The sequence below is a fragment of the Mesorhizobium sp. M0077 genome, from assembly GCF_040322955.1.
Lineage (GTDB): Bacteria > Pseudomonadota > Alphaproteobacteria > Rhizobiales > Rhizobiaceae > Mesorhizobium.
In genome coordinates this window covers 150135-173831 of sequence record NZ_JAMYUL010000010.1, presented here as the reverse complement: position 1 = coordinate 173831, position 23697 = coordinate 150135, and the positions used below count along the sequence as shown (strand labels likewise).

The window sequence follows — 23697 nt, the reverse complement described above, 5'->3', positions numbered from 1 at the left end:
GTGAGAAACAAAGGACGAGAAGGGTAAAGACGATGGCGAAAGCAGCGACCCCCGCGAAGACGGCCCCCAAGGCGGCCGCAAAGGCTCCGGCAGCAGTGGCGAAGGCCGCTCCGGCCAAGAAGGCGGCCGCGCCCGCCAAGGCCGCGGCCCCGGCAGTGAAGACGACGAGCGTTGCCGTCAAGAAGACCGGCGCCATCGGCAAGGTTCGCCAGGTCATCGGCGCCGTCGTCGACGTGCAGTTCGGCGATCATCTGCCGGCCATTTTGAACGCCATCGAAACCTCCAATGTCGGCAACCGCCTGGTGCTCGAAGTTGCCCAGCATCTGGGCGAAAACACCGTGCGCTGTATCGCCATGGATTCCACCGAAGGCCTGGTTCGCGGCCAGGACGTCTATGACACCGGCGCGCCGATCACCGTTCCGGTCGGCCCGGGCATGCTCGGCCGCATCATCAACGTCATCGGCGAGCCGGTCGACGAAGAAGGCCCGGTCGACGGCATCGAGATGCGCGCCATCCACCAGCCGGCGCCTACCTATGTCGAACAGTCGACGGAAGCGCAGATCCTGATCACCGGCATCAAGGTGCTCGACCTTCTGGCGCCCTACGCCCGCGGAGGCAAGATCGGCCTGTTCGGCGGCGCCGGCGTCGGCAAGACGGTTCTGATCCAGGAGCTGATCAACAACGTCGCCAAGGCGCATGGCGGCTTCTCGGTCTTCGCCGGCGTCGGCGAGCGCACCCGCGAGGGCAACGATCTTTATCACGAGTTCATCGAGTCCGGCGTCAACAAGAAGGGCGGCGGCGAAGGCTCCAAGGCGGCACTGGTCTATGGCCAGATGAACGAGCCGCCGGGCGCGCGTGCCCGCGTCGGCCTGACCGGCCTGACGGTCGCCGAATATTTCCGCGACCAGGGCCAGGACGTGCTGTTCTTCGTCGACAACATCTTCCGCTTCACGCAGGCCGGTTCTGAAGTGTCGGCGCTGCTCGGCCGTATTCCTTCGGCCGTGGGTTACCAGCCAACGCTGGCCACCGACATGGGTGCGCTGCAGGAACGCATCACCACAACGACCAAGGGTTCGATCACTTCGGTGCAGGCGATTTACGTGCCGGCCGACGATTTGACCGACCCGGCGCCGGCGACCTCGTTCGCTCACCTTGACGCGACGACCGTGCTCAACCGCGCGATCTCGGAAAAGGGCATCTACCCCGCCGTCGATCCGCTCGACTCGACCTCGCGCATGCTCGATCCGCTGGTCGTCGGCGAGGAGCACTATGCCGTCGCCCGCCAGGTGCAGTCGATCCTCCAGCGCTATAAGTCGCTGCAGGACATTATCGCCATCCTTGGCATGGATGAGCTGTCGGAAGAGGACAAGCAGACGGTGGCCCGCGCCCGCAAGATCGAGCGCTTCCTGTCGCAGCCGTTCTTCGTCGCCGAAGTGTTTACGGGTGCGCCGGGCAAGCTGGTCGACCTCGCCGACACAATCAAGGGCTTCAAGGGCCTCTGCAACGGCGACTACGATCACCTGCCGGAAGCCGCCTTCTACATGGTCGGCGGCATCGACGAAGCGGTCGAGAAGGCTCAGCGCCTGGCGGCAGAAGCAGCGTAATCAAGGCAATAGGGAGTAGTCAGTAGTCAGTAGTGAATAGCGGCCGGGTGATCAGGACAGCTGTCCTCTCCCTACTCCCTACTCACTATTCCCTACTCACTAAATTGACATGGCTGAAGCTTTCAAGTTCGAACTGGTCTCGCCGGAGCGCCTCCTGGTTTCCGAGCAGGTCGAGTCCGTCGTCATTCCAGGCGCCGAAGGTGAAATGACAGTCATGGCGCACCATGCGCCAGTCATGACCACGATCAAGCCGGGCGTCGTCACGCTGAAGACCGCCGGCGGCAAGGAAGAGCGCTATGTGGTGTTCGGCGGCTTTGCCGACATCGTTCCGGCCGGTTGCACGCTGCTGGCCGAATCGGCGGTTGCCGTCGGCGATATCGACCGCGCCGATCTCGCCCGCCGCATCCAGGAAGCCAAGGAAGACGCCGCTGACGCCAAGGACGATCAGTCCCGCAGCAAGGCCGAGCAGTTCCTCGCCCAGCTGACCACGCTCGAAGGCGCACTGCTGCCGGCGTAAGCCGCAGAATGACTTGAAGAAAAGGCCGGGCTCAGCCCGGCTTTTTTGTTGCGGCCGCCATCCTGGATCGTCTCGCATAGGCGCAGGGCCTTGGCGGGATTTCGGGGCGGGCAGCCAGCATGATCAGATCGGGTGGCGGCATGCCGGCTGCCAGTCAGGGCGAGATGAGCTTGTATCAGGCGATGGCGCCGGCGGAACCGCGATTTGGCTGCGGCGGTACAGTCGGATCGGGGCTTGCCCCTGCTTTCTGGTTGTTCGACAGTCCGGCTGTCTATCGATTTGGGGTGGCCGATGACGGAACAGACAACGCAACCGGAAGCGGCCTCGCGATCCCGGTGGACGACGGCGCTGATCGCGGCCTTTGGCGGTCCGTTCGGCGGGTTCCTTTGGATCGGCGCCGGCCGGCCGGCGGTTGCCAGCCTGGTGGTGATCAGCGCCATAAGCATTGCGCTGACATATGTGGGATTCCCGGTTCTGCCGGGGGTCGATCTCGCCTGGCTGGTGGATCTCTCCAGTTTAGGTCTCATGGTCCTGTGGGTAGCGCTCGTCGTGCCTTTCGCGTCACGATACAGACCGAACCGGTGGTATTCACACGGCCTTTCGGTGCTGCTGTTGGCCGTGCTGACCTCCTACGGAGCCGCGTTAGCGATCCGCACATTCCTCTTCCAGCCGTTTTCGACCCCGGCAGGCAACATGACACCAACGCTGGAACTCGGCGACTATTTCTTCGTCTCGAAGTTTGCCTATGGTTACAGCCGCTACAGTGTTCCTCTTGGGCTGCTGCCCTTCGAAGGCCGGGTCTTTGCCGCCGAGCCGAAGCGCGGAGATATTGTGGTGTTCAAATTTCCAGCGGATCCGAGCATCGACTACGTCAAGCGGGTCGTTGGACTGCCGGGCGACAAAATCCAGATGGTCGACGGAATCCTTCGCATCAATGGTGTGGCGGTCAAACTCGAGGATGTTGGTCCGTACAGCTCCGAGGACTCTCCCCAAAGCGCCAGACTGCAACGTGAAACCCTCCCCAACGGCGTTTCCTATTCCGTCATCAGTCTTACGGACAATTCAATAACCGACAACACGCGGGTGTTCGACGTGCCCGAAGGCCACTATTTCGTGCTTGGCGACAACAGGGATAATTCCTCCGATAGCCGGCTCAGTGTCGGCTTCGTTCCTGCCGAAAACCTGGTCGGTAAGGCAGTGCGACTGTTCTGGAATTCGCAAGGCACGGAGTATTCGTCGCGGCAGAGGCTGGACGCTCCGGCGGGACAATAGGCTTGAAATGGGCGGTTCCGGACCACCTTCAGCCTACGTTTGTCGGCTCCGGTATGCCGAGCGCTGAGAGCGCAAGCACGATCCCGCCTTGCAGGATATGCTCGCGATGAGCGGCGACCAGTTCGATCAGCGTCTGCCGCTCGGGCTTGCCGCTGGCGAAGCCGGCCCAGTCGAACACCGCCGCTACTCGTTCCAGCATCCGTCGTTCGTCGAGCGCCGCCAGCGCCGCGTCGAGCGGATCGGTAAAGTGGGCTTCCGGTAGGTCCTTGCCGCGCGCCTCGCAGGCGGCGATCCAGGCGGCGATCACCAGCGTCAGATGCTCCGGGACCAGGCCGGCCTGGATGCGCTCGATGGCGGTAGCGACAATGCGCTGCGGCAATTTCTGGCTGCCGTCATTGGCGATCTGCGCCGTGCGGTGGGCAAGCGCTGTGTTGGAGAAACGTTCGGCAAGTTCGGCCGTATAGGCTGAGGTGTCGAGCCCGGCATCCCTAGGCAAGGTCGGGATGGCCTCGGCCCAGAGCCGGTCGACGAACGCGCGGATCGCGGGATCCGCGAAGGCGCGGTCGACCGTGACGTGGCCGCTGAGCAGGCCGATATAGGCGATGCCCGAATGGGCGCCGTTGAGCAGCCGAAGCTTCATGTCCTCGAACGGCCGGACATCCTCGACCATGGTGACGCCGAATTTCTCCCAGGCCGGCCGGCCGGCTGGAAACCTGTCCTCAATCACCCATTGCCGGAATGGCTCGGTCATCACCGGCCAGGCGTCCTCGAGGCCGAGTTCGACCGCGATGCGCGCCCGGTCGGCATCGGTGGTTGCCGGCACGATGCGGTCGACCATGCTCGATGGGAATGCAACGTCATCGGCTATATGACCGGCGAGGGCAGCGTCGCCTGAAGCAGCAGCGCCGGCATCGCGCAGTTTTGCAAACCCGACCAGCAGCCGGTGCAGCGTGGCGCCATTGGCCGGCAGGTTGTCGCAGCAAAGCACGGTGAAGGGCGGCGTGCCGGCGGCCCGGCGTCGCACCAGCGCTTCCGCCAGGAATCCATGCGCTGTCCTGGGAGATCCGGGATTGCCCAGATCGTGGACGATATCGGGATGGTTTTCGTCGAGGCTGCCGTCGGCGGCCCTGAGATAGGCCTTTTCGGTGATGGTCAGGGTGACGATGCGGGTGCGCGGGTCGGTCAGCGCGGCCAGCACCGCGCCGGGGTCTTCCGGCGCGACCAGCATCGACTGGATCGAGCCGATAATGTGCAGCGCTTCGCCATCGCTGCCGCGCACCGCCAGCGTGTAGAGCCCGTCCTGTGGCGTCAGCGCATCGCGCGTGTCGGGGCTGCGCAGCGAGACGCCGACAATGCCCCAGCCGGTCTCGCCGGCCGCTAGGCAGTCATCGACATAGGCGGCCTGATGGGCACGGTGGAAGGCTCCAACGCCGAGATGGACGATGCCTGGGGCGACACTGGCGCGATCATAGGGGGGGACCGCGACCGAGGCCGGCAAGGATTGCACTGTTGCGTTGGAAAGGCGTCTGCTGGTCATGGCGCGGCTTGTCGCTGGATGGTGTGCGGGGCGGGATCTGCTAGCGGCGTAACATCCGCTCTTCCGCCGCACAATGACCTGACGCCGGTTAAAAGTCATCATACAACAATCCAGTTTTTGTATGTTGACATTATTTCTTTCCAATCCTACCGATATCGCCCCTGGGAGGAACGACGTGGCGGGAATGACCGATCCGGATCTGCTTTTTGCCGCCGAAGGGCGCGCGCTGTCGATCGCGCGCGATCTCCATGCCGGCATCAAGGACCTGCCGATCATCAGCCCGCACGGCCACACCGATCCGCGTTGGTATGCGCTCAACGAGCCATTCCCCGATCCCGCGCAATTGCTGGTGGTGCCCGACCACTACATTTTCCGTATGCTGTTCAGCCAGGGCGTGCGGCTGGAAGATCTCGGCGTCCCGACCCTCGACGGCTCGCCGGTCGAGACCGATCCCAGGGCGATCTGGCGGCGCTTCGCCGAGCACTATTACCTCTTCCGCGGCACGCCGACGCGGTTGTGGCTCGACCATGTGCTCGAGCATCTGTTCGGCATCGAAGAGCCGCTCAACGCCAGCACCGCTAGCCGCCATTACGACACCATCGCGGCGCTTTTGCAGCGCGACGATTATCGCCCACGCGCGCTGTTCGAGCGCTTCAACATCGAGGTCATCGCGACGACCGAGGGCGCACTCGACGATCTCCAATGGCACAAGACGATCCGCGACAGCGGCTGGCAGGGCCGCGTCATCACTGCCTACAGGCCGGATGCCGTCGTCGATCCCGACTTCGAAGGATTTTCGGCCAATCTCGATCGTCTGGGCGAGATCGCCGGCTGCGACACCGGCACATGGGCCGGCTATCTCGACGCGCATCACAATCGCCGCGCCTTCTTCAAAAGCTTCGGCGCAACCTCGTCGGACCACGGCCATCCGACGGCCGAGACCGCCAATCTTTCCGATGCGGCGGCGGAAGAGCTGTTCAACCGCATCCGCCGCGGCTCGGACGACGAGCGCGAGCGCAAGCTGTTTCGCGCCCAGATGCTGACCGAGATGGCCAAGATGAGCCGCGACGACGGGCTGGTAATGCAGATCCATCCCGGCTCATGGCGCAACCATTCCCCCGGAATTTTTCAGAGATTCGGCCGCGACAAAGGCTTCGATATTCCGACCCGCACCGACTATGCCGCGGCGCTCAAACCCTTGCTCGACTGCGTCGGGTTGGAGCGCGACCTCTCCATCATTCTGTTCACGCTCGACGAGACCAGCTACGCGCGCGAACTGGCGCCGCTGGCCGGCGTCTATCCGGCGCTGAAGCTCGGGCCTGCCTGGTGGTTCCATGACAGCCCGGAAGGCATGCGCCGGTTCCGCGAGATGACCACCGAGACCGCCGGCTTCTACAACACCGTCGGTTTCAACGACGACACCCGCGCCTTTCCATCCATACCCGCCCGCCACGATGTGGCGCGCCGGGTTGACTGCGCCTTTCTCGCCCGTCTCGTCGCCGAGCACCGGCTGCGTGAGGACGAGGCGCATGAGCTGGCGCGGGAGCTTGCCTACACGCTTGCCAAGAAGGCGTACCGGCTGTGAGCCGGGCGCGTGGAATTTTAAAAGGGAGGAAGACAGTCATGTTGCATTTTTCAAAACTGGTGGCAGCCACATTCGCCTTCGGCTCGCTGATGATCGGCGTTGCCGGCGCCCAGACCGTACTGCGCTCGGCCGACACCCATCCGGACGGGTATCCGACTGTCGAGGCGGTCAAATATCTCGGCGAGCTCATCAAGGAGCGCACCGCCGGCCGCTATTCGGTCGAGGTCTATCATTCGGCGCAGCTCGGCGAGGAAAAGGACACGATCGAGCAGACGCAGACCGGTGTCATCGATCTGAACCGCGTCTCGATGGGTCCGTTCAACGGCATCGTGCCGGAAACCGCGGTGCCGTCGCTGCCCTACATGTTCCGTTCGGTCGAGCACATGCGCCATGTCATGGACGGGCCGATCGGCGACGAGATCCTCGAGGCCTTCGAGACGCATGATCTGGTCGGCCTTGCCTTCTACGATTCCGGCGCCCGTTCCTTCTACAACACCAAGAAGGACATCACCTCGATCGCCGATCTGAAAGGCATGAAGTTCCGCGTCATCCAGTCCGACGTGTTCGTCGATATGGTCAACGCGCTTGGCGCAAATGCCACGCCGATGGCCTATGGCGAGGTCTATTCGGCGCTCGAAACCGGTGTCATCGACGGCGCCGAGAACAACTGGCCCAGCTTCGAATCCGCCAAGCACTACGAAGTCGCCAAGCACTATACCGTCGACCAGCACCAGATCGTGCCGGAAGTGCTGGTGATGTCGAAATCGAGCTGGGACAGACTGACGCCGGAAGACCAGGCGATCGTCAAGCAGGCGGCCAAGGATAGCGTCGTCAAGATGCGCGAATTGTGGGACGCGCAGGAGAAGAAGTCGCGAGAGATCGTCGAGAAGGCCGGCGTCAAGGTCAGCGAGATCGACAAGCAGCCGCTGATCGATGCGATGAAGCCGGTCTACGACAAGTATCTGAAGACGCCGGAGCTCAAGGACCTCGCGACGCGCATCCAGGCGACCAAGTGATTTTCTGGCGGGGCGGCATGGCGCCGCCCCGCCAATCGCTTTTAGGCGACGGAAAGACCGGGAGGATCGGATGACTGCGGGAACGGCCAGGAGCGGAGCGCCACCGCGCTTCAGCGCGGTGCTTTCGAAGATTTGCGACGGTGCGCTCTATCTCGCGGGCATCGGGATGGTCGCCATGACCGCGCTTGTTGCCTACCAGGTGTTTTCCCGCTTCGTGCTCAACGCGTCACCGAGCTGGACCGAAGTCACCGCCATCATGCTGATGAACTGGTTCATCTTCCTGGGCGCTGCCGTCGGTGTGCGCGAGAATTACCATATGGGCTTCGACGTGCTGCTCTATATCCTGCCCAAGGGCAGCAAATGGGCGCTGCGCACCCTGTCCGACCTGATCGCGTTCGGCTTCGGCTTCGGCATGGTCTGGTACGGCTGCAAGCTGGTCGGGCTGACCTGGCGGACCATCATCCCGGCGCTCGAACTTCCCGGCGGTTTCGACTATCTGCCGCTGGTTGCCGGCGGCTTTCTGATCTGCCTGTTCTCGGCCGAACGCATCGCGCTGCGCTGGTCCGGCGCCGACATCGACAAGGATATCAATCTCGAAGAAGTGCCGGAAATGCCGGCCGTGCAGGAGGCCTAGATGGAACTCTGGATCCTGTTTGGCGTCTTCACGCTTTTGATGTTTGCCGGCACGCCGATCGCCTTTTGCCTGGGTGCGGCGTCCTTCGCCACCGTGCTTTATCTCGGCCTGCCGCCCCTGGTGGTGTTCCAGCAATTGAAGTCGGGCATGTCGGCGTTCTCGCTGATGGCGATCCCGTTCTTCATCTTTGCCGGCGACCTGATGGTGCGCGGCGGCATCGCGCAGCGCATCGTTTCCTTTGCCGGCTCGCTGGTCGGTCATGTCCGCGGTGGGCTCGGTCAGGTCAACATCATCGCCGCGACGTTGTTCGGCGGCATTTCCGGCTCGGCTGTGGCGGAAGCCGCTGCCGTCGGCGGGCTGATGATCCCGCAGATGAAAGCGCGCGGCTACGGAGCCGACTATGCCGTCAACGTCACCTCGATGGCGGCGCTGATCGCGCTGCTTCTGCCGCCGTCGCAGAACATGATCATCTATTCGATCGCCGGCGGCGGCAAGATTTCGATCGCCGACCTGTTCACCGCCGGTATCCTGCCTGGTCTGCTGTTCGCCGCTTCGCTGATGGTCACCGCCTATTTCGTCGCCCGCAGCCGCGGCTACCCGGTCGAGGCTTTTCCCGGCTTCTCGCGTGTCGGCCAGCTGGCGGTCATCGCCATCCCCGGACTTCTGCTCATCGGGATCATCTTCGGCGGCGTTCGCTCGGGCATTTTCACGGCGACGGAAAGCTCCTGCATCGCCATCATCTACGCTTTGCTGGTCACCGTCTTCGTCTACCGGTCGATGGCCTGGGGCGATTTCGTCCATGCCACAAAGGGCGCGGTGCGCACGACCTCAATGGTGCTGCTGATCATCGGCACGGCGGCCTCGTTCAGCTGGCTGATGGCCTATCTCAAAGTGCCGGTGTTGCTGATCGCAGGCATGAACGCCATCTCCACCGATCCGCTGGTGGTGCTGCTTCTGCTCAACGTCTTGATGCTGCTGCTCGGCACCTTCATGGACATGGGGCCGATGATCATCATCTGCACGCCGATCTTCCTGCCGCTGGTCACCCATTACGGCGTCGACCCCGTGCATTTCGGCGTCATCACCATCCTCAATCTCGGCATTGGCCTCAACACGCCACCGGTCGGCACGGTGCAGTTCGTCGCCTGTGCCGTCGGCAAGATTACGGTCTGGGAAGCGATGCGCTCGATCTGGCCGTTCTATGGCGCGGGCATCGTGGTTCTGGGGCTGGTGACCTATATTCCGGCGATTTCGCTCTGGTTGCCGAGCGTGTTCAAATAGGCGTCTTCAAACAGGGGTGCGATATGGCATCGGATAGCGCTGTTGATCTCAGGGTCGAGAGAAAACCCAAACTGTCGGAGACCGTCGTTGCGGCGATCCGCAAGCAGTTGCAGGCGGGCGAGATCCTGCCCGGCCACAAATTGCCGACCGAGGGCCAGCTGACCGAGACCTTCGGCGTCAGCCGCACCGTCATCCGCGAAGCGCTGGCCAAGCTCGCCGCCGACGGGCTGGTCGAGGCGCGCCAGGGCGCAGGCGTGTTCGTCACCGAGCACATCTCAACGATGTTCGGCGCGCTCGCCGCCGACATGGGCAGCAAGGATTCCATCGCGCTCAATGTGCTCGAAGTGCGCCTGGCCGTCGAAATCGAATCGGCCGGGCTCGCCGCCATTCGCCGCAACGCCGCGCAGGAAGCAGCGATCCAGGAAGCGTTCTTCGAATTCGAACGGCTGCTTCTCAACAGCGAGCCGACCGGTCCGGCCGATCTCGCCTTCCACCGGGCAATCGCCAGCGCCACCAACAACCCGTTCTATGTCGAGATGCTCGATGTGCTCGGACGCCGCGCCATTCCCTGCGACGTGACCTCGCCCTGGTCGACGGAACTTGTGCAATCCGACAGCTATCAGCGCGGGCTGCAGCGCGAGCATCTGGTGATCCTGAATGCGATCACGTCAGGCGACGCCGAAGCCGCGCGCGAGGCGATGCGCGCTCATCTAACCGCCAGCCAAGAGCGCTACCGCGAGCGGCTGCACGCCCGCCAGGTCTACTACGCCGACTCGGTCAAGGCGTCGGCAACCAAATAGCCATTCATTCAGCTGGAGCAGCAATGACTCAAAGTCACCCGCATACCGATTTCACCTCGCGTTTCGCCATCGACCCGGTCGCCGCTGCTTCCATGGGCACCGACGAACTGCGTCACAATTTCCATATTGACGACCTGTTCCAGCAGGGACGCATCAGCCTGACCTACACCCATTATGACCGCATGATCGTTGGCGGCGCCGTGCCGGAAGGGACAGCGCTGCCGCTGGAGGCGATCAAGCCGACGGGGACCAAGAATTTTCTCGACCGCCGCGAGCTGATCATCGTCAACATCGGCGGCGCCGGCTCGGTGACGGCAAATGGCGAGACCCACCAGTTGCAGGCACGTGACATGCTCTATCTCGGCATGGGCAGCACCGACGTGTCGTTCGCGTCGGCCGACAAGGCAGCGCCGGCCAAATTCTATCTGCTCAGCGCCCCGGCGCATCACACCCATCCCAACCGGCTGATCCGCATCGGCGACGCCAAGCGGCTCGACCTCGGCAGCAAGGAAACCTGCAATGAGCGCTCGATCTTCCAGTTCATCCATGCCGATGGCGTCAAGACCTGCCAGCTGGTCGTCGGCATGACGCAGCTGGCGCCGGGCTCGGTGTGGAACACCATGCCTTGCCATGTGCATGACCGGCGCATGGAGGCCTATCTCTATTTCGACCTGCCGGAGACGGCGCGCGTCTTCCATTTCATGGGCGAGCCGGACGAAACGCGGCATCTGGTGATGGCTAACGAGGAGGCGGTGCTGTCGCCGGGCTGGTCGATCCATTCGGGGGCCGGCACCTCGAACTATGCCTTCATCTGGGCGATGGCCGGCGACAATGTCGACTACACCGATGTCGACCCGGTGCCGCTGGGTGAATTGCGTTGAGCGGCCCTTCCTCCTTCAGCCTGGCCGGCAAGCGTATCCTGGTCACCGGCGCGAACACCGGCATCGGCCAAGGCATCGCCGTCTCGATCGCGCGCGCCGGCGGCACCGTCATCGGTGTCGGCCGCTCGGCGATGGACGACACGGAAAGACAAGTCGCGGAAGCCGGTGGCCAGTTCGAGGCGGTGCGATGCGATCTTGCCGATCATGTTGCCGCCAAGGCCATGCTCGACCAGGTGTGGGAGAAGACCGGCCCGATCGACGGGCTGGTCAACAATGCCGGCATCATCCGCCGCGCCGATGCGGTCGATTTCTCCGAGGCCGATTGGGACGACGTCATCGACGTCAATCTGAAGACGCTGTTCTTCCTCAGCCAGGGTTTTGCCAGGCGCGTGCTGGCCGATTCCGGGCAGCGCGGCAAGATCGTCAACATCGCCTCGGTGCTGAGTTTCCAGGGCGGTATTCGTGTCGCGTCCTACACCGCGTCGAAACATGGCGCGCTCGGCATAACCCGGCTGCTTGCCTGCGAATGGGCGGCAAAAGGCATCAACGTCAACGCCATTGCGCCCGGCTATATCGAAACCAACAACACCGAGGCGTTGCGCGCCGATCCCGACCGCAGTGCTGCCATCCTGGCACGCATCCCGGCGGGACGTTGGGGCGGGCCGGAAGACATAGGCGATGCCGCCGTGTTCCTGCTGGCGCCAGCGTCCGACTATATGCATGGCGCGGTGGTTCCCGTGGACGGCGGCTGGCTGGCGCGATGAGGAGATGGTCATGATTGAAGCCAAGATTTTCGCACAGCCCGGCGAGAGCGCCTGGACGCCGACGCCGGACGGCAACAGACGCCGCGTTCTCGTCTCCACCGATGAGCTGATGATGGTCGAGTTCGGCTTCGACAAGGGCGGCGTCGGCGCACTGCATTCGCACCCGCATGTCCAGGCCAGCTATGTCGCCGAAGGTCGCTTCGAGGTGACCATCGACGGCCGCACCGCGACCATCGAGACCGGCGGCAGCTTCATCGTGCCGTCCAATCTGGTGCACGGCGTCAAGGCGCTGGAGGCCGGGCGCCTGGTCGACAGCTTTACCCCGCACCGCGCCGATTTCCTGGCCTGAACCTTTTCGGCAATTCCAGAAACAGGAAACCCGCGCCTCCTGGGGAGGCGCGGGCTGTTGCCTGTGCGCTCGTGGCGCAGCGGTACTCGAAACATCGCCGCAGGGTTTGACGGTGCCGCAACATGGTGAAGATAGGTTTAACGATGCCAACCAGGTCGATCGCCGGTGGGGTGTTGCTGCTGCTTGTTGTGGTCACGCAGGGGCTGCGCTAATCGTTCTGTCCACGCCGCTGCTTCGGGCGGCCGATCGAAAACATCAGTGATGCAGATATCGACGACGAGCGTACCGACGCACGATCCCAAACGACGTGTCCTCAAGGACGTGTTCGGTTTCGACGATTTCCGTCCCGGACAGGCCGCAGTGATGGAGGCACTGCTTGGCGGCCGCCACGTGCTGGCGGTCATGCCGACGGGTGCCGGCAAATCGCTTTGCTACCAGGTTCCGGCGCTGGTCAAGGGTGGGCTGACCATTGTCGTTTCGCCGCTCGTGGCGCTGATGCAGGATCAGGTCGCGGCACTGCGCCTCGCCGGCGTCGCCGCCGATACGATCAATTCCTCGATCGATCGTGATGCCAATGTCGCGGCATGGCGCCGCGTCGCGTCGGGCCAGACGCGGCTGCTCTACCTCGCGCCGGAACGGCTGATGACCGAGCGGATGCTGGATGCGCTTGCCAGGCTCGATGTCAGCCTGATCGCCATCGACGAGGCGCATTGCATTTCGCAGTGGGGGCCGGCGTTCCGGCGCGAATATGAAGACCTGTCGCAGCTGCGTGGCATCTTTCCCGACGTACCGATCATTGCGGTGACGGCGACGGCGGACGAGACGACGCGGGCAGACATCGAGACACGGCTGTTTGGCGGGCGTGTCGAAACGCAGGTGCTTGGCTTCGACCGGCCCAACATCAAGCTCGCTATCGAGCCCAAGCAGGACAGCAAGCGGCAGTTGCTCAACTTCATCGAACGCCATCAGGGGCGTAGCGGCATCGTCTATTGCCTGTCGCGCAAGAAGACCGAAGAGATGGCGGCCTTCCTCGAAAAGAACGGCGTCGCCGCGCTCGCCTATCACGCCGGGATGAGCAAGGAGGCGCGCGATGCGAATCAAAACGCCTTCATGACCCTGTCGGGCGTCGTCATGGTGGCGACCATCGCCTTCGGCATGGGGATCGACAAGCCTGATGTCGCGTATGTCTTCCACACCGATCTGCCCGGCAGCCTGGAAGCCTATTACCAGGAGATCGGCCGTGCCGGTCGTGACGGGCGGGCGGCTGAGGCGCATATGCTTTACGGCCTCGGCGATATCCGCATGCGCCGCATGTTCATCGACGACGAGGACGCCGCTGTCGAGCACAAGCGCCGCTCGCATGGCCGGCTCGATACGCTGATCGGCTATTGCGAGACGGCCGAGTGCCGCCGCCAGGTGCTGCTCGGTTATTTCGGTGAAGAGGCGGTCCCTTGCGGCAATTGCGACAATTGCCTGGAACAGGCGCCGCGCACCGACGGCACCGCCGAGGCGCGCCTCATCCTGGCGGCGGTGGCGCAGAGCGGCGAGCGCTTCGGCGCCGGCCATGTCATCGACATCCTCATCGGCCACGAGACTGAAAAGATCGCGGCAAGGGGGCATCACAGGCTGGCAGCCTTCGGCAATGGCGCCGCGCACAAGAAGGATTTTTGGCAATCTATGATTCGCCAGCTGGTCGCGAACGGTTTCCTGATGCCGGACCCGGCCGGCCATGGCGGGTTGGCCATCGCGGACAAGGGCCACGCACTCGGCCGGGGCGAGGTGCCGTTCCAGTATCGGGTCGAGATGCGCACGCGCGCCGCGCGCCGCGCGGCTCGCGCCGGGCAGAGCCCCCAGAGCGAAAATGTAGATGCGTCGCTGCTCGCGGCGCTCAAGACGCTGCGGCTGCGTCTGGCCAAGGAACGCCAGGTGCCGGCCTATGTGGTGTTTTCGGATCGTACACTGATCGACATGGCCGAGCGTCGTCCGCAAGACCTCGACGATTTCGCCGGGGTGAATGGCGTCGGCGCCGCCAAGCTCAAGGAGTTCGGCGCGATTTTTGTCAGCGCCATTGCCGCGCACCTTTCCGAGACGCCAGGCTGAAAGGGTGTTGCTGGACCAAAGCCCGATCCGGCATCAGTACGCCTTCAACTTGCCCGCCCGCTTATCCTTTCATTTTGGCGCTACCCTGCCGTAGGGGAATGGCCTTCCAAATTGTATGGAACCGTGACGACAAACCACACATTCCTGAATCTAAGCGGTCGATTCTCGGATGTAGCCGTGATTATGGAAACCCGCTGTTGCGCGCGGGTGGCGGTTTTCTCGGCCTTGGAGACGCTACGTCGGCAGCCGCGATCCGCTGAGCCGAATGGTATGATTCAGACCATCTTTGTTGTTGAAAACCCGCTTTCGACGGGAGTATAAAACTCGAGGTTACCATTGCTTTTCGTATAGAGGCTGTGGTGGAAACGTGGGTCCAATCCGCAAAGCATTGCCTTGCGTGGAAGTGGTCGAACCGGCGGCGAATGGTCCGTTCCTGTGGCCAAGGAAGACCAGGAAATTACCCGATCATTCGTGATTGAACCGTTTGCGCTGTCCTATGCTGAGGGCCAGCGGATACGCCTGCATCTCGACAAGTTCGTTCGTCTGCAGAGAGGCTAAGCCTGATGAAAGACCGGTGGGAACCTGACCACCAGTTCATTGAAAGCGCCCGCCGTAGCCAGCTCCGAGCGGAGAGCCAACTGGACTCCCTGCAATCGACCATCGCCGAAACGCGACGCGTCCTAGAGGCTTCACGGAAGCTCTTGGAAAAGTTGCCGAGCGCGAAGACCATACCCAGCCATAGGGAATGGCCGGTGCAGGTTGGGCATGCTTGTGGGGCTTCACCGCACCGGCCACTGCGGGAAGATATGAGGCCCCCCGCGCCGCCTAAGATATAGGCATATTAGCAATCGCGCAATTAACCCTATTGCGCTACCCAGCCGTAGAGGCAAGGAAATCGGAGAAGTTGGTGCCGGTTAACCGCCAGCACGCGAGCAAGTCATTCTGAAAGCATGAAAAACGCGATTTTGCTCGTGCCAATTGAGCGTCTGAAATCTAGTTCCTCCTGCCGATTATCCCTAAGTTAACTGGAATACTTATATCCCCGAAGGGTTGCGAATCAGTCGATTGTCAAGCGCATGCCATGGAGCAAGCAAGGGATCGATTTGAGCAGAAGGGCCGCAGCGGTCGAAGCGCGCTGGGAAATCCGAGCGGCTTCGGCAATTGTCCGCTCTGGCTCGCCCGCTACAACTCGACTCGCGCAGTGTGGACGGAATCACCGGCCATGTGGACGAGAACAATCTGGCGATGTCGTTCACCGAGTTTCGTTCGCGCTACAGCCTCTAAGGGCAAGGTAATCAAGGCGCTCGGATCGCCGCCTCAGGCGGCTTCGCGTTCGGCCTGCGCAGTCAGGTCCGGCTCCCGGCGGCTGTACTGCCGCGGCGAACAGCCCATGACGCGCTTGAATGCCGTGCTGAAGGCGCTTTCGGATTCGTAGCCGAGCGCCAGCGCGATGACGGAGACGGGATCGCCGGAATGCATCAGCCTGTCGCCGGCCAGCATCATGCGCCAGCGCGTCAGATAATCCAGGGGTGAGGCCCCGACCGTCTGCTTGAATCTGAGCGCAAAAGTCGATCGCGACATGCCGGCGCGCTCCGCCAGTTGCTGCAATGTCCAGCCATGTGCAGGGTCCTCGTGCATGGCGCCGATCGTCGCGCCGATCTGCCTGTCGGTCAGTGCGAACAGCCAGCCGACATTGCCTTGCGCGGTCATATGCAGGCGCAAGGCCTCGATCAGGATCATGTGGGCGAGGTGCTCGACGATGAGAAAGCCGCCGGGACGCCGCTGGCGCAATTCCTGCATCATCCGCTCCACCGGCCAGCGAAGCGCCGAATGGTCGCTCTCGCCGCGGATGTGGACGATGGGCGGCAGCATCCGCAAGAGGATGCCGGCATGGTCGCCGGACAGCGTGAAGCGACTGCTGACCAGGAGGAAATCGCCGCCGCCATTATGGACGGTGATGCCGCCAGTGCGCGCCGGAGAGAAGATCGTGCGGGCATCGACCGTCGGCAGGCCAAGATCGCTGGCAAGCCGAAAGGGTCGGCCGCGCGGCAGCAGAAAGCAGTCGCCGGCGTCAAGGCGCACCGCCTCAGCGACGCTCTCGACCGACAGCCAGCACCGGCCGGACACCACGGCGCCGCATTTGATGGCGGCCTGCTGGTCAGGGAACTGGATCGCCCAGTCGCCACCGGTTTCCAGCCCAGCCGACAGGTAATTGCGCGGCTTCAGTAGCGACAGCACGTCTGACAGCGGATCCATGAGCGTTCTCGGACGATTGCGAAGATATCTCGGATTTTACAGTATAGATCGTATGATCTCAAACTTCTATCTCCTTCGCAACGGGCTGCCTGTACGGCCCTCGACAAAAACCAAGGAGAAATCATCATGCGTGTGTTCGTTACCGGGGCTACCGGTTTTGTCGGTTCGGCTGTTGTGCGGGAATTGCTCGGGGCGGGCCATCAGGTGCTTGGCCTCGCGCGGTCGGAAGCAGGTGCGGAGTCGATCGTGGCCGCGGGTGCCGAGGCGCATCGCGGCGATATCGAGGATTTCGACAGCCTGCGCAGCGGCGCTGCCCAATCGGATGGCGTCATCCACACGGCCTTCAACCACGACTTTTCGAGATTCGCCGCCAGTTGCGCAGTTGACCAGCGCGCCATCGAAACGCTCGGCGCGGCGCTCGAGGGTTCCGAGCGGCCGCTGCTTGTCACCTCCGGCCTCGCCGGTTTTGCGCAGGGAAGGCCGGCAACCGAAGACGACAAACCCGCGCCTCCATCGGCCTCCATGCCGCGCGCTTCGGAAGCAACGGCCGTGGTGCTCGCAGCGCGCGGGGTGCGCGCATCGACGGTGCGGCTGGCGCCGACCGTCCATGGCGAGGGCGATCACGGTTTCGTGCCGATGCTGATTGCCATTGCGCGTGAAAAGGGCGTCTCGGCCTATGTCGGCGACGGCGCAAATCGCTGGGCGGCGGTGCACCGGTTCGACGCCGCCACCCTGTACAGGCTGGCACTGGAGAAGGGGGCGGGCGGCGTCAGCTATCATGCGGTTGCCGAACAGGGCGTGGCGAGCAAAGAGATCGCCGAGATCATCGGCCGCCGGGTCGGCCTGCCGGTCGTTTCCATAGGCCCCGAGGACGCGGCTGCGCATTTCGGCTTTCTCGGGCATTTCATCGGCAGGGACCTGTCGGCGTCAAGTGAGCAGACCCGCACTGCGCTGGGATGGCAGCTGACCGGGCCGGGGCTTATCGCCGATCTCGATCGTGCCCGCTATTTCGAGGCCTGATCAGGCCGGCCAGTCGCGTTGCATTGCACGACCGACAGCCTGGCGATCAGCGGCAGTGCCAGCAACACGGCCAGACGCAGCCCGCCGAGCGGGCAGCACCGTCGTGCTGCTGGAACCGCCGCCACATCTGTATGGCGGCAAGCAGAACGAACACGGCGTAGGCCGCCCGCAGCCCGGACGACCTGCTCGCCCGTCGCCGTAAAGCCGGCGAAGACATGGCCTCGTCATGGCAGACCTACCTTGTTACGGGGATGCGCGCGCGATTCCCGCGCCTAGTTAGAGATCGCCCTTCCTCACCTTGCCGTAAACGATATTCCGGTTCGAGCCATAGTAGACTTTCGCGTCGAAAGGACTCCCGCCGAGGGCGGCATTGATGATGTCCCACATATCGTCGGCCGAACGTAGGATGAGCGGCCAATCCATGAAAGTCTCCATGTAACCATCCGTCGTGATCTCGTCGCTGAAATTGGCAAACAGGAATTCGCCACCGGGTTTGACGAGTTCCATGGCTCTTTGAAGCAGGCGGACGCCGATGGCGCGCGGCAGGTAATCGTAAAGCCCCGATGCGTAGACGAGATCGAATGTGCCAAGGGCGTAAGCGCGGCGCAGGATGCCGCGTACGGAGCCCTGGAGTGCCTCGACGGCCGTGCCGGCAAAGTCGTTGTTCACGGTGGCTACGCTGACGGAGTCCTGATCCAGGCCGATCCAGCGTTGCAGTTTATGCTTGGCCAACGCGTCGGAGCGTTCGGCTTCCCTGAGGTGGCCGCAGGCAATCGCCAGCACCTCCGCCTTTTCCACACTGCTGGCCGTTTCGTCCACGGTCCTGGCCAGAATATCCCGCCGCTCGCGCCCCGCCACCGAACTGGCAGCTTCACTGGTGTACGCATAGATTTGCCGACCAAGTAAGGTCGACGAGGCCACGATTTCGTCGGCGATCGGATGCTTGTAGTAAATATCCAGCAGGCCTGCATCGCCTGAATACCCGCGCGGTTTTTCGACCGACCACCGCGTGAACGGGTCCTGGAGCAAATATTCCGCAACCCGATGCTGCTGAGCCAAAGGAACGAGTTTCTGCCAAACCGCGGGAGCAACCTGCCGGCGGAGCTTGTGGAGTCGCCCCGCCAAACGATGGACAATGGGGGCGGCCGGTTTGTGTCGCGCAAAGGCTTGATGAGCAAGGTCCAGTATCAGGGCGAGCTGGGCCGTGCTGTCCCTCAACTCGTCGGAGTCAGCTGCCTCTTCGGAGGTCGCAACATGTTTCTTCATCAGCCTGGTGGTGACCAGGCTGTATTGGTCGAGCTGCAGTTTTGGCTTGATAGGCATGCCGTTTACTCTCCGGTTACCGCCCCGGTCCCCGGCCAGCAGCATAGGTGCGCCGCCAACCAATGCTAACAATTTTAATAAAATTTTAATAAAATTTTAATCGATGGAGCGGCCATCAATTCTGCAAAACTGGCTAAATCCGAACCACCCGTTTACCCTCGGTTAGCGACATCTGACTTTTCCTGCGGACAGGGGCGTCTTCATTCCCCGACCGCAGGCGACGTCGGCTGTTGCATTCGCTACTGCAGATCGCGGAGGAGCGTTGCGATGCAACTGAGCGAGGACGTTGCCCAGAAGGTGGCGGCAGCGATTGGACGTCCGCGGTGGCATTCCGCCGATCCGGAACTGCTGGCACTGTTCCTGCAGAAGGATGCCGATGAGAATCGCAGTCTTGTGCGATGGGGTATTGCGGCTGCTGTATTCAGCTATGTGGCCTATGGCCTTTTCGATTGGTTTCTTTTTCCGGATATCGCCGGCCGGCTTGTTTTGACGCGCGTTACGCTAGGGATCACTTCCCTTGCGCTTGTCGAATTTGTCGCCCGACGGGGCTTTGCCCTTGCCACCTTGCACCTTGTAGCAGCGCTGGCGATTGTCTCCGGTGCCCTTGGGTGGCTCGTCTCCGCTGTTGGAACAGAGCATCAGGATGCCCTCTCCCATTTCATGGTTTTTGGCACCGTGTTCATCCTGGGTGCGAATCTGTTCTTCAACTTCCGTTTTTGGCTTTCAGCCCTTGCCTCCGCGACGGTCGCCGCAAGCTTTGTGTACGCCGCGATGTTCTCCCTTCAGGCCGACATCGCCGGTCGGGTCGTGTTGTCGGCCTATTTCGTGAACTGCCTCGTCTTGTCGCTTTATCTTTCGTGGCGGCTGAGCCTGGAGCGTTACCAGACCTTCCTGCACGCGCTTCGGGCACAATTCCAGGAGCAGGCTGCTATCAAGAAGGGGCAAAAGCTAACCGAAATCGCCGACACCGATCCGCTCACGGGAATGAAGAACCGCAGGGCGATCATTCGAGAATTCTCGGAGCTGCGCGAAGACTGGGCCGCGGACGACGACGAGATAGGGCTCATTCTGATCGACGTCGACTACTTCAAAAGGTTCAATGACGGACTTGGTCATCAGGCCGGCGACGATTGCCTGATCAAACTCGCCCATGTCCTCTCCGAGATGGCGGCTGCCAACAACGCCATCGCGGCCCGCTATGGCGGAGAAGAATTCGTCATTCTCTGCAAGGTCACCGGGCGGGCTCACCTTCATGAGATAACGAAGAAATTCTGTCGCGCTGTAGAGGATTTGGATATCTACCACCCTGACCGGGGCGACAAGCTCAACATCGTCACGATCAGTGCCGGAGCGTCGTTGACGCGCGCCGATCAGAGCATAGAGCTTAGAATCCTGCTGCAGGAAGCTGACCGCGCACTCTACGCGTCCAAGTTTGCCGGTCGGGCTACGTTCACGATTTACGACCCACACGCCACCAGCCAGGATCGCTCCGGCGAAAATCTTTCAGAACTGCTGAAGGTGGCAGTTTCCAACCAGCTCGTTTCTGTCGCCTACCAGCCAATTCGCGAGCTGGCGTCGGGACGCGTGCTGGGCCACGAGAGTCTGATGCGGGTATGCGACTTCGACGGCACCATGATCAGTCCGTCCGTGTTCATACCCGTTGCCGAGCAGACCGGAGCGATCGTGGAACTGGGTACGTGGCTGATCGATCGAGCCTGCGGTGACATGGCGGAATACGGATTGGGCTCGGTCGTGACGGTGAACGTCTCCGTTCTTCAGCTCAAGGCTCCCAACTTTTCACTCCGGATCACCGAAATCCTTGGCAGGCACGGCCTTGCGCCACAGAAACTGGCCATCGAAATCACCGAAGGCAGTGACATCTTTCTGGAGGCGCAAGCGGTCAGAAACGTGGAGCGGTTGCGAAAACTCGGCGTTCAGATCTGGCTGGACGATTTCGGAACGGGATTTGCCGGCCTGACATGGCTCCGCCGTTTCAAATTCGACGTGGTCAAGATCGATCGCAGCTTCCTCCACGATTGCCAGACGTCTCGTGGCTTGAGCCTGTTGCGGGACATGGTCGGGCTGCTTCGCAATCTCGGCCATGTCGTGCTCGCCGAGGGCGTCGAAACGGAGGAGCAGTACATATTGCTGCAGCGCCTGGGGGTAAATTTGATGCAGGGCTTCCTCACCGGGCATCCAGTCCCGATCGAAGAGGTAAACCAAATGAGGCAAGGCCTTGTTGCCTAGCGGCAGCCTCTACGCTGAAGCTTCGGAGGGCATCCTGCTTCGTTCCGGTCCCCCTACGCTACTTCGTAGCTTCGGGCGACACTCCTACGCCCAGATGCGGTTCCGGGTTGCCTGCCACCCGAAGCCCGCAGGGCGTAGGGTGGCGGAGAGGGAGGGATTCGAACCCCCGATGGGCTTGCACCCATGCCGCATTTCGAGTGCGGTGCATTCGACCACTCTGCCACCTCTCCGCGGTCATGGTCGGCCGTTGCCGGCGCGGCGCACTAGATAACGGCTGGGCGGGCAGGTTACAAGGCCAAATCCGCGGGGAAATTCAGCTTCCTGTGCGGGCTTTGCCGGGAGGGCTGCGCCGCGGCCACGTCGGCAGATAGACCAACCGGTCTCGACCAGAGGGATCGGGCGCGGCAAGGAGGCCGCATGGCCAAGGAATCCGGCCGTTTGCCTTGACTCGTAGCGAACCTTCGGTTAGGGGAAGCGCGCAATCGGCGTGGAGGGTTCTTCCACGCCGCTTGTTTTTCGAACCCGCAGACTGACAAAAAGACGGCCGAACCGCGTGACGCGGCTCATCGAGGCCGACCGAACAGCGAAAGGCAAAAAATGTTCGCAGTCATTAAAACGGGCGGTAAGCAGTATCGCGTTGCCGCCAACGATCTCCTGAAGATCGAGAAGCTCGAAGCCAATGTCGGCGATATCGTCGAAATCGGCAGCGTCCTCGCCCATGGCGAAGGCGAAAATGTCACCTTCGGCGCCCCGTTCGTCGATGGCGCTCTGGTCACGGCGGAAGTCGTCGAGCAGGGCAAGAACCGCACCGTCATCGCTTTCAAGAAGCGCCGCCGGCAGAATTCGCGCCGCAAGATCGGCCACCGCCAGCTTCTGACCACCGTGCGGATCGCCGAGATCCTGCTGGGTGGCGCCAAGCCTTCCAAGAAGGCCGCAGCCAAGGTGGAAGCCAAGGAAGTCAAGGCTGACGTAGCGCCCGAGGCGAAGGCCGAGGCCGCGCCGAAGGAAGCCAAGGCGAAGAAGGAAGCCAAAGCCGAGGTTGCTCCGAAGGATGAAGCCAAGACGGAGACCGCCGTCGCCGCGCCGCTGTTCAAGGCGCCGAAGGGCGAGCCGGACGATTTGGCCGTGATCAAGGGCATCGGCCCGGTTGCCGCCGGCCAGCTGCACGAGCAGGGCATCACCACCTTCGCCCAGCTTGCCAAGCTGTCGGACAAGGACGTGGCCAAGATCGACGCGCACATGCCCTTCAGCACCGACCAGATCAACGACTGGCGCGAGCAGGCCAAGGAACTGGCGAAGAAGTAAAACGAACCGGCGACAAGGTCGCCGGATCGGACTTGAAACGGAACGCGAACGCGTTCATAAGACCATTCAAGCGCCCCAGGGCGCATCGGAGTTAGTTAGATGGCACACAAGAAAGCTGGCGGCTCGTCGCGCAACGGTCGCGACTCGCATTCCAAGCGTCTGGGCGTGAAGAAGTTCGGCGGCGAAGCCGTCATCCCGGGCAACATCATCATCCGTCAACGCGGCACCACCTGGCATCCCGGCGTCAATGTCGGCATGGGCACGGACCACACCCTTTTTGCGCTCGAGACCGGCGCAGTCACCTTCAACAAAAAAGCCAACGGCCGAACCTACGTATCGGTCAACCCGATTACCAAAGCCGCGGAGTAGCCGGTTCCGCACTATAAAACCGGCGCCCATCTCGGGAACCGGTGTCTGGCCAAACCAGTGAATGGAGCCAGGAAAAGGATCAGGGGAGATGGGTTTTCCATCTCCCCTTTTTTCTTGCCTGGAGGACGTCGAATGGTTGCCGAAGCGGAAGACACCGAAGACGAAAGTTACGCGATAGATTGCCCGGTGCTGGCCACGGAGCGGCTGGTGATGCGCGCCCCGTGCGAAGCCGACATCGCGCAACTGGTCGAGCTTGCCGACAACCGTCATGTCGCCGAGATGCTGGCCCGCATGCCGCACCCCTATGGCGAGGCCGAGGCACGCGCCTTCCTGGCCATGACCCGGTCGCGCCGGGCCGGCATCGCCTACGCCCTGACGCTCGCCGGCACCGACATTTTCGTCGGCTGCGCCGGCCTCAACATGACCGATCGCGGGCTGGAGCTCGGCTACTGGATCGGCGAGCCCTACTGGAAGCGCGGCTATGCGACGGAGGCCGCGCACGCGTTGGTCGACCTCGCCTTCCAACGGACCTCGATCCAGGTGCTGCAGGCTTCGACGCGGGTGATCAATCCGGCCTCGCGCCGGGTCATCCACAAATGCGGCTTCCAGTATGCCGGCCAGGGCATGCTGAACTCGATCGTCGCCGGCCAGGTGCCGGTCGAGCGGTACCGGCTGGACAGAAAGACCTGGATCAGCCTGCGCAACTGGGTGCATTTCTAGGTGTTTTGATATTCAGGTGAGGCCGGCCTGCAAACGCGGGTTTTATACGCTTCCGGTGCACGTACTTAAGTACACTCCGCTCCGGTTCTCGAAAACCAGTGTTTTCGGCTCGGCCTG

20 protein-coding genes and 1 tRNA gene are annotated in these 23697 nt (G+C 62.6%); 17 read left to right on the top strand and 4 right to left on the bottom strand.

Features of this window, described 5'->3' with window-relative positions; genetic code table 11:
* Positions 1-32 precede the first annotated feature (32 nt).
* From atpD to lepB, 3 genes are all read left to right on the top strand, one after another.
* Positions 33-1604, top strand: coding sequence for a F0F1 ATP synthase subunit beta (gene atpD, locus NKJ57_RS20220; RefSeq protein ID WP_352512169.1), 1572 nt, complete (start codon positions 33-35; stop codon positions 1602-1604).
* 109 nt (positions 1605-1713) lie between these two features.
* Complete coding sequence (locus NKJ57_RS20215; RefSeq protein WP_023750363.1) at positions 1714-2121, top strand: F0F1 ATP synthase subunit epsilon; 408 nt, start codon at positions 1714-1716, stop codon at positions 2119-2121.
* Positions 2122-2355: 234 nt separating this feature from the next.
* Positions 2356-3393 (top strand): signal peptidase I, encoded by a 1038-nt coding sequence (gene lepB / locus NKJ57_RS20210; protein WP_502902049.1) that lies wholly within the window; start codon positions 2356-2358, stop codon positions 3391-3393.
* 28 nt (positions 3394-3421) lie between these two features.
* Here the strand turns inward: lepB and NKJ57_RS20205 are convergent, their stop codons facing one another.
* Entirely contained in the window at positions 3422-4930 is a 1509-nt protein-coding gene (locus NKJ57_RS20205; RefSeq protein ID WP_023750365.1) for a mannitol dehydrogenase family protein, read from the bottom strand.
* A gap of 175 nt (positions 4931-5105) precedes the next feature.
* On the opposite strand from NKJ57_RS20205, the gene uxaC reads away from it, so the two are divergent.
* The 9 genes from uxaC (at position 5106) to recQ (ending at position 14340) form a co-directional block, all read left to right on the top strand.
* Positions 5106-6515: a glucuronate isomerase gene (gene uxaC / locus NKJ57_RS20200; RefSeq protein WP_031245394.1), complete on the top strand. Its 1410-nt coding sequence runs from the start codon at positions 5106-5108 to the stop codon at positions 6513-6515.
* 38 nt (positions 6516-6553) lie between these two features.
* On the top strand, positions 6554-7531 hold the full coding sequence (locus tag NKJ57_RS20195) for a TRAP transporter substrate-binding protein (RefSeq protein WP_352512170.1): 978 nt from the start codon (positions 6554-6556) through the stop codon (positions 7529-7531).
* A 70-nt stretch (positions 7532-7601) separates the two neighbouring features.
* Positions 7602-8165, top strand: coding sequence for a TRAP transporter small permease (locus NKJ57_RS20190; RefSeq protein WP_502901361.1), 564 nt, complete (start codon positions 7602-7604; stop codon positions 8163-8165).
* Complete coding sequence (locus tag NKJ57_RS20185; RefSeq protein ID WP_023684106.1) at positions 8166-9446, top strand: TRAP transporter large permease; 1281 nt, start codon at positions 8166-8168, stop codon at positions 9444-9446.
* A gap of 23 nt (positions 9447-9469) precedes the next feature.
* Positions 9470-10246 carry a FadR/GntR family transcriptional regulator gene (locus tag NKJ57_RS20180; protein WP_023700229.1) on the top strand — a complete coding sequence of 259 codons (777 nt, stop codon included), beginning with the start codon at positions 9470-9472 and terminating at the stop codon, positions 10244-10246.
* A 23-nt stretch (positions 10247-10269) separates the two neighbouring features.
* The gene (gene kduI, locus NKJ57_RS20175) at positions 10270-11127 is read left to right on the top strand and encodes a 5-dehydro-4-deoxy-D-glucuronate isomerase (protein ID WP_023732977.1); all 858 of its coding nucleotides are present in this window, start codon (positions 10270-10272) and stop codon (positions 11125-11127) included.
* Positions 11124-11891 (top strand): 2-dehydro-3-deoxy-D-gluconate 5-dehydrogenase KduD, encoded by a 768-nt coding sequence (kduD, locus tag NKJ57_RS20170; RefSeq protein WP_023684109.1) that lies wholly within the window; start codon positions 11124-11126, stop codon positions 11889-11891. Before kduI ends, kduD begins: the two co-directional genes overlap by 4 nt.
* Positions 11892-11901: 10 nt before the next feature.
* The gene (locus NKJ57_RS20165; RefSeq protein ID WP_023684110.1) at positions 11902-12240 is read left to right on the top strand and encodes a cupin domain-containing protein; all 339 of its coding nucleotides are present in this window, start codon (positions 11902-11904) and stop codon (positions 12238-12240) included.
* A gap of 261 nt (positions 12241-12501) precedes the next feature.
* Positions 12502-14340 (top strand): DNA helicase RecQ, encoded by a 1839-nt coding sequence (gene recQ / locus NKJ57_RS20160; RefSeq protein WP_023752651.1) that lies wholly within the window; start codon positions 12502-12504, stop codon positions 14338-14340.
* Between the two features lie 1317 nt (positions 14341-15657).
* Here recQ and NKJ57_RS20155 read toward each other — a convergent pair.
* A complete protein-coding gene (locus NKJ57_RS20155; RefSeq protein ID WP_352512171.1) occupies positions 15658-16596 on the bottom strand; it encodes an AraC family transcriptional regulator in 939 nt (312 codons plus the stop codon).
* Positions 16597-16722: 126 nt separating this feature from the next.
* On the opposite strand from NKJ57_RS20155, the gene NKJ57_RS20150 reads away from it, so the two are divergent.
* Positions 16723-17616, top strand: coding sequence for an SDR family oxidoreductase (locus NKJ57_RS20150; protein WP_352512173.1), 894 nt, complete (start codon positions 16723-16725; stop codon positions 17614-17616).
* Positions 17617-17892: 276 nt separating this feature from the next.
* Here NKJ57_RS20150 and NKJ57_RS20145 read toward each other — a convergent pair whose 3' ends face one another.
* Positions 17893-18939 carry a class I SAM-dependent methyltransferase gene (locus NKJ57_RS20145; protein ID WP_352512174.1) on the bottom strand — a complete coding sequence of 349 codons (1047 nt, stop codon included), beginning with the start codon at positions 18937-18939 and terminating at the stop codon, positions 17893-17895.
* 267 nt (positions 18940-19206) lie between these two features.
* Between NKJ57_RS20145 and NKJ57_RS20140 the strand changes: the two genes are divergently transcribed.
* Positions 19207-21186, top strand: a complete 1980-nt coding sequence (locus NKJ57_RS20140; protein WP_023829305.1) for a putative bifunctional diguanylate cyclase/phosphodiesterase — start codon at positions 19207-19209, stop codon at positions 21184-21186.
* Positions 21187-21326: 140 nt separating this feature from the next.
* Here the strand turns inward: NKJ57_RS20140 and NKJ57_RS20135 are convergent.
* Positions 21327-21416, bottom strand: a tRNA-Ser gene (locus NKJ57_RS20135).
* 367 nt (positions 21417-21783) lie between these two features.
* Between NKJ57_RS20135 and NKJ57_RS20130 the strand changes: the two genes are divergently transcribed.
* From NKJ57_RS20130 to NKJ57_RS20120, 3 genes are all read left to right on the top strand, one after another.
* Complete coding sequence (locus NKJ57_RS20130; protein ID WP_352512177.1) at positions 21784-22491, top strand: 50S ribosomal protein L21; 708 nt, start codon at positions 21784-21786, stop codon at positions 22489-22491.
* Between the two features lie 99 nt (positions 22492-22590).
* Entirely contained in the window at positions 22591-22860 is a 270-nt protein-coding gene (gene rpmA / locus NKJ57_RS20125; protein WP_015315190.1) for a 50S ribosomal protein L27, read from the top strand.
* A gap of 132 nt (positions 22861-22992) precedes the next feature.
* Positions 22993-23580: a GNAT family N-acetyltransferase gene (locus tag NKJ57_RS20120; protein WP_023688901.1), complete on the top strand. Its 588-nt coding sequence runs from the start codon at positions 22993-22995 to the stop codon at positions 23578-23580.
* Positions 23581-23697: the final 117 nt, after the last annotated feature.

Coding starts and splice junctions, on each gene's coding strand:
- NKJ57_RS20190 (WP_502901361.1), top strand. CDS start 7,602: ATGACTGCGGGAACGGCCAGGAGCGGAGCGCCACCGCGCTTCAGCGCG.
- NKJ57_RS20185 (WP_023684106.1), top strand. CDS start 8,166: ATGGAACTCTGGATCCTGTTTGGCGTCTTCACGCTTTTGATGTTTGCC.
- NKJ57_RS20195 (WP_352512170.1), top strand. CDS start 6,554: ATGTTGCATTTTTCAAAACTGGTGGCAGCCACATTCGCCTTCGGCTCG.
- NKJ57_RS20140 (WP_023829305.1), top strand. CDS start 19,207: ATGCAACTGAGCGAGGACGTTGCCCAGAAGGTGGCGGCAGCGATTGGA.
- NKJ57_RS20205 (WP_023750365.1), bottom strand. CDS start 4,930: ATGACCAGCAGACGCCTTTCCAACGCAACAGTGCAATCCTTGCCGGCC.
- NKJ57_RS20120 (WP_023688901.1), top strand. CDS start 22,993: ATGGTTGCCGAAGCGGAAGACACCGAAGACGAAAGTTACGCGATAGAT.
- atpD (WP_352512169.1), top strand. CDS start 33: ATGGCGAAAGCAGCGACCCCCGCGAAGACGGCCCCCAAGGCGGCCGCA.
- recQ (WP_023752651.1), top strand. CDS start 12,502: ATGCAGATATCGACGACGAGCGTACCGACGCACGATCCCAAACGACGT.
- NKJ57_RS20165 (WP_023684110.1), top strand. CDS start 11,902: ATGATTGAAGCCAAGATTTTCGCACAGCCCGGCGAGAGCGCCTGGACG.
- NKJ57_RS20150 (WP_352512173.1), top strand. CDS start 16,723: ATGCGTGTGTTCGTTACCGGGGCTACCGGTTTTGTCGGTTCGGCTGTT.
- NKJ57_RS20130 (WP_352512177.1), top strand. CDS start 21,784: ATGTTCGCAGTCATTAAAACGGGCGGTAAGCAGTATCGCGTTGCCGCC.
- NKJ57_RS20215 (WP_023750363.1), top strand. CDS start 1,714: ATGGCTGAAGCTTTCAAGTTCGAACTGGTCTCGCCGGAGCGCCTCCTG.
- rpmA (WP_015315190.1), top strand. CDS start 22,591: ATGGCACACAAGAAAGCTGGCGGCTCGTCGCGCAACGGTCGCGACTCG.
- NKJ57_RS20155 (WP_352512171.1), bottom strand. CDS start 16,596: ATGGATCCGCTGTCAGACGTGCTGTCGCTACTGAAGCCGCGCAATTAC.
- NKJ57_RS20180 (WP_023700229.1), top strand. CDS start 9,470: ATGGCATCGGATAGCGCTGTTGATCTCAGGGTCGAGAGAAAACCCAAA.
- NKJ57_RS20145 (WP_352512174.1), bottom strand. CDS start 18,939: ATGCCTATCAAGCCAAAACTGCAGCTCGACCAATACAGCCTGGTCACC.
- kduI (WP_023732977.1), top strand. CDS start 10,270: ATGACTCAAAGTCACCCGCATACCGATTTCACCTCGCGTTTCGCCATC.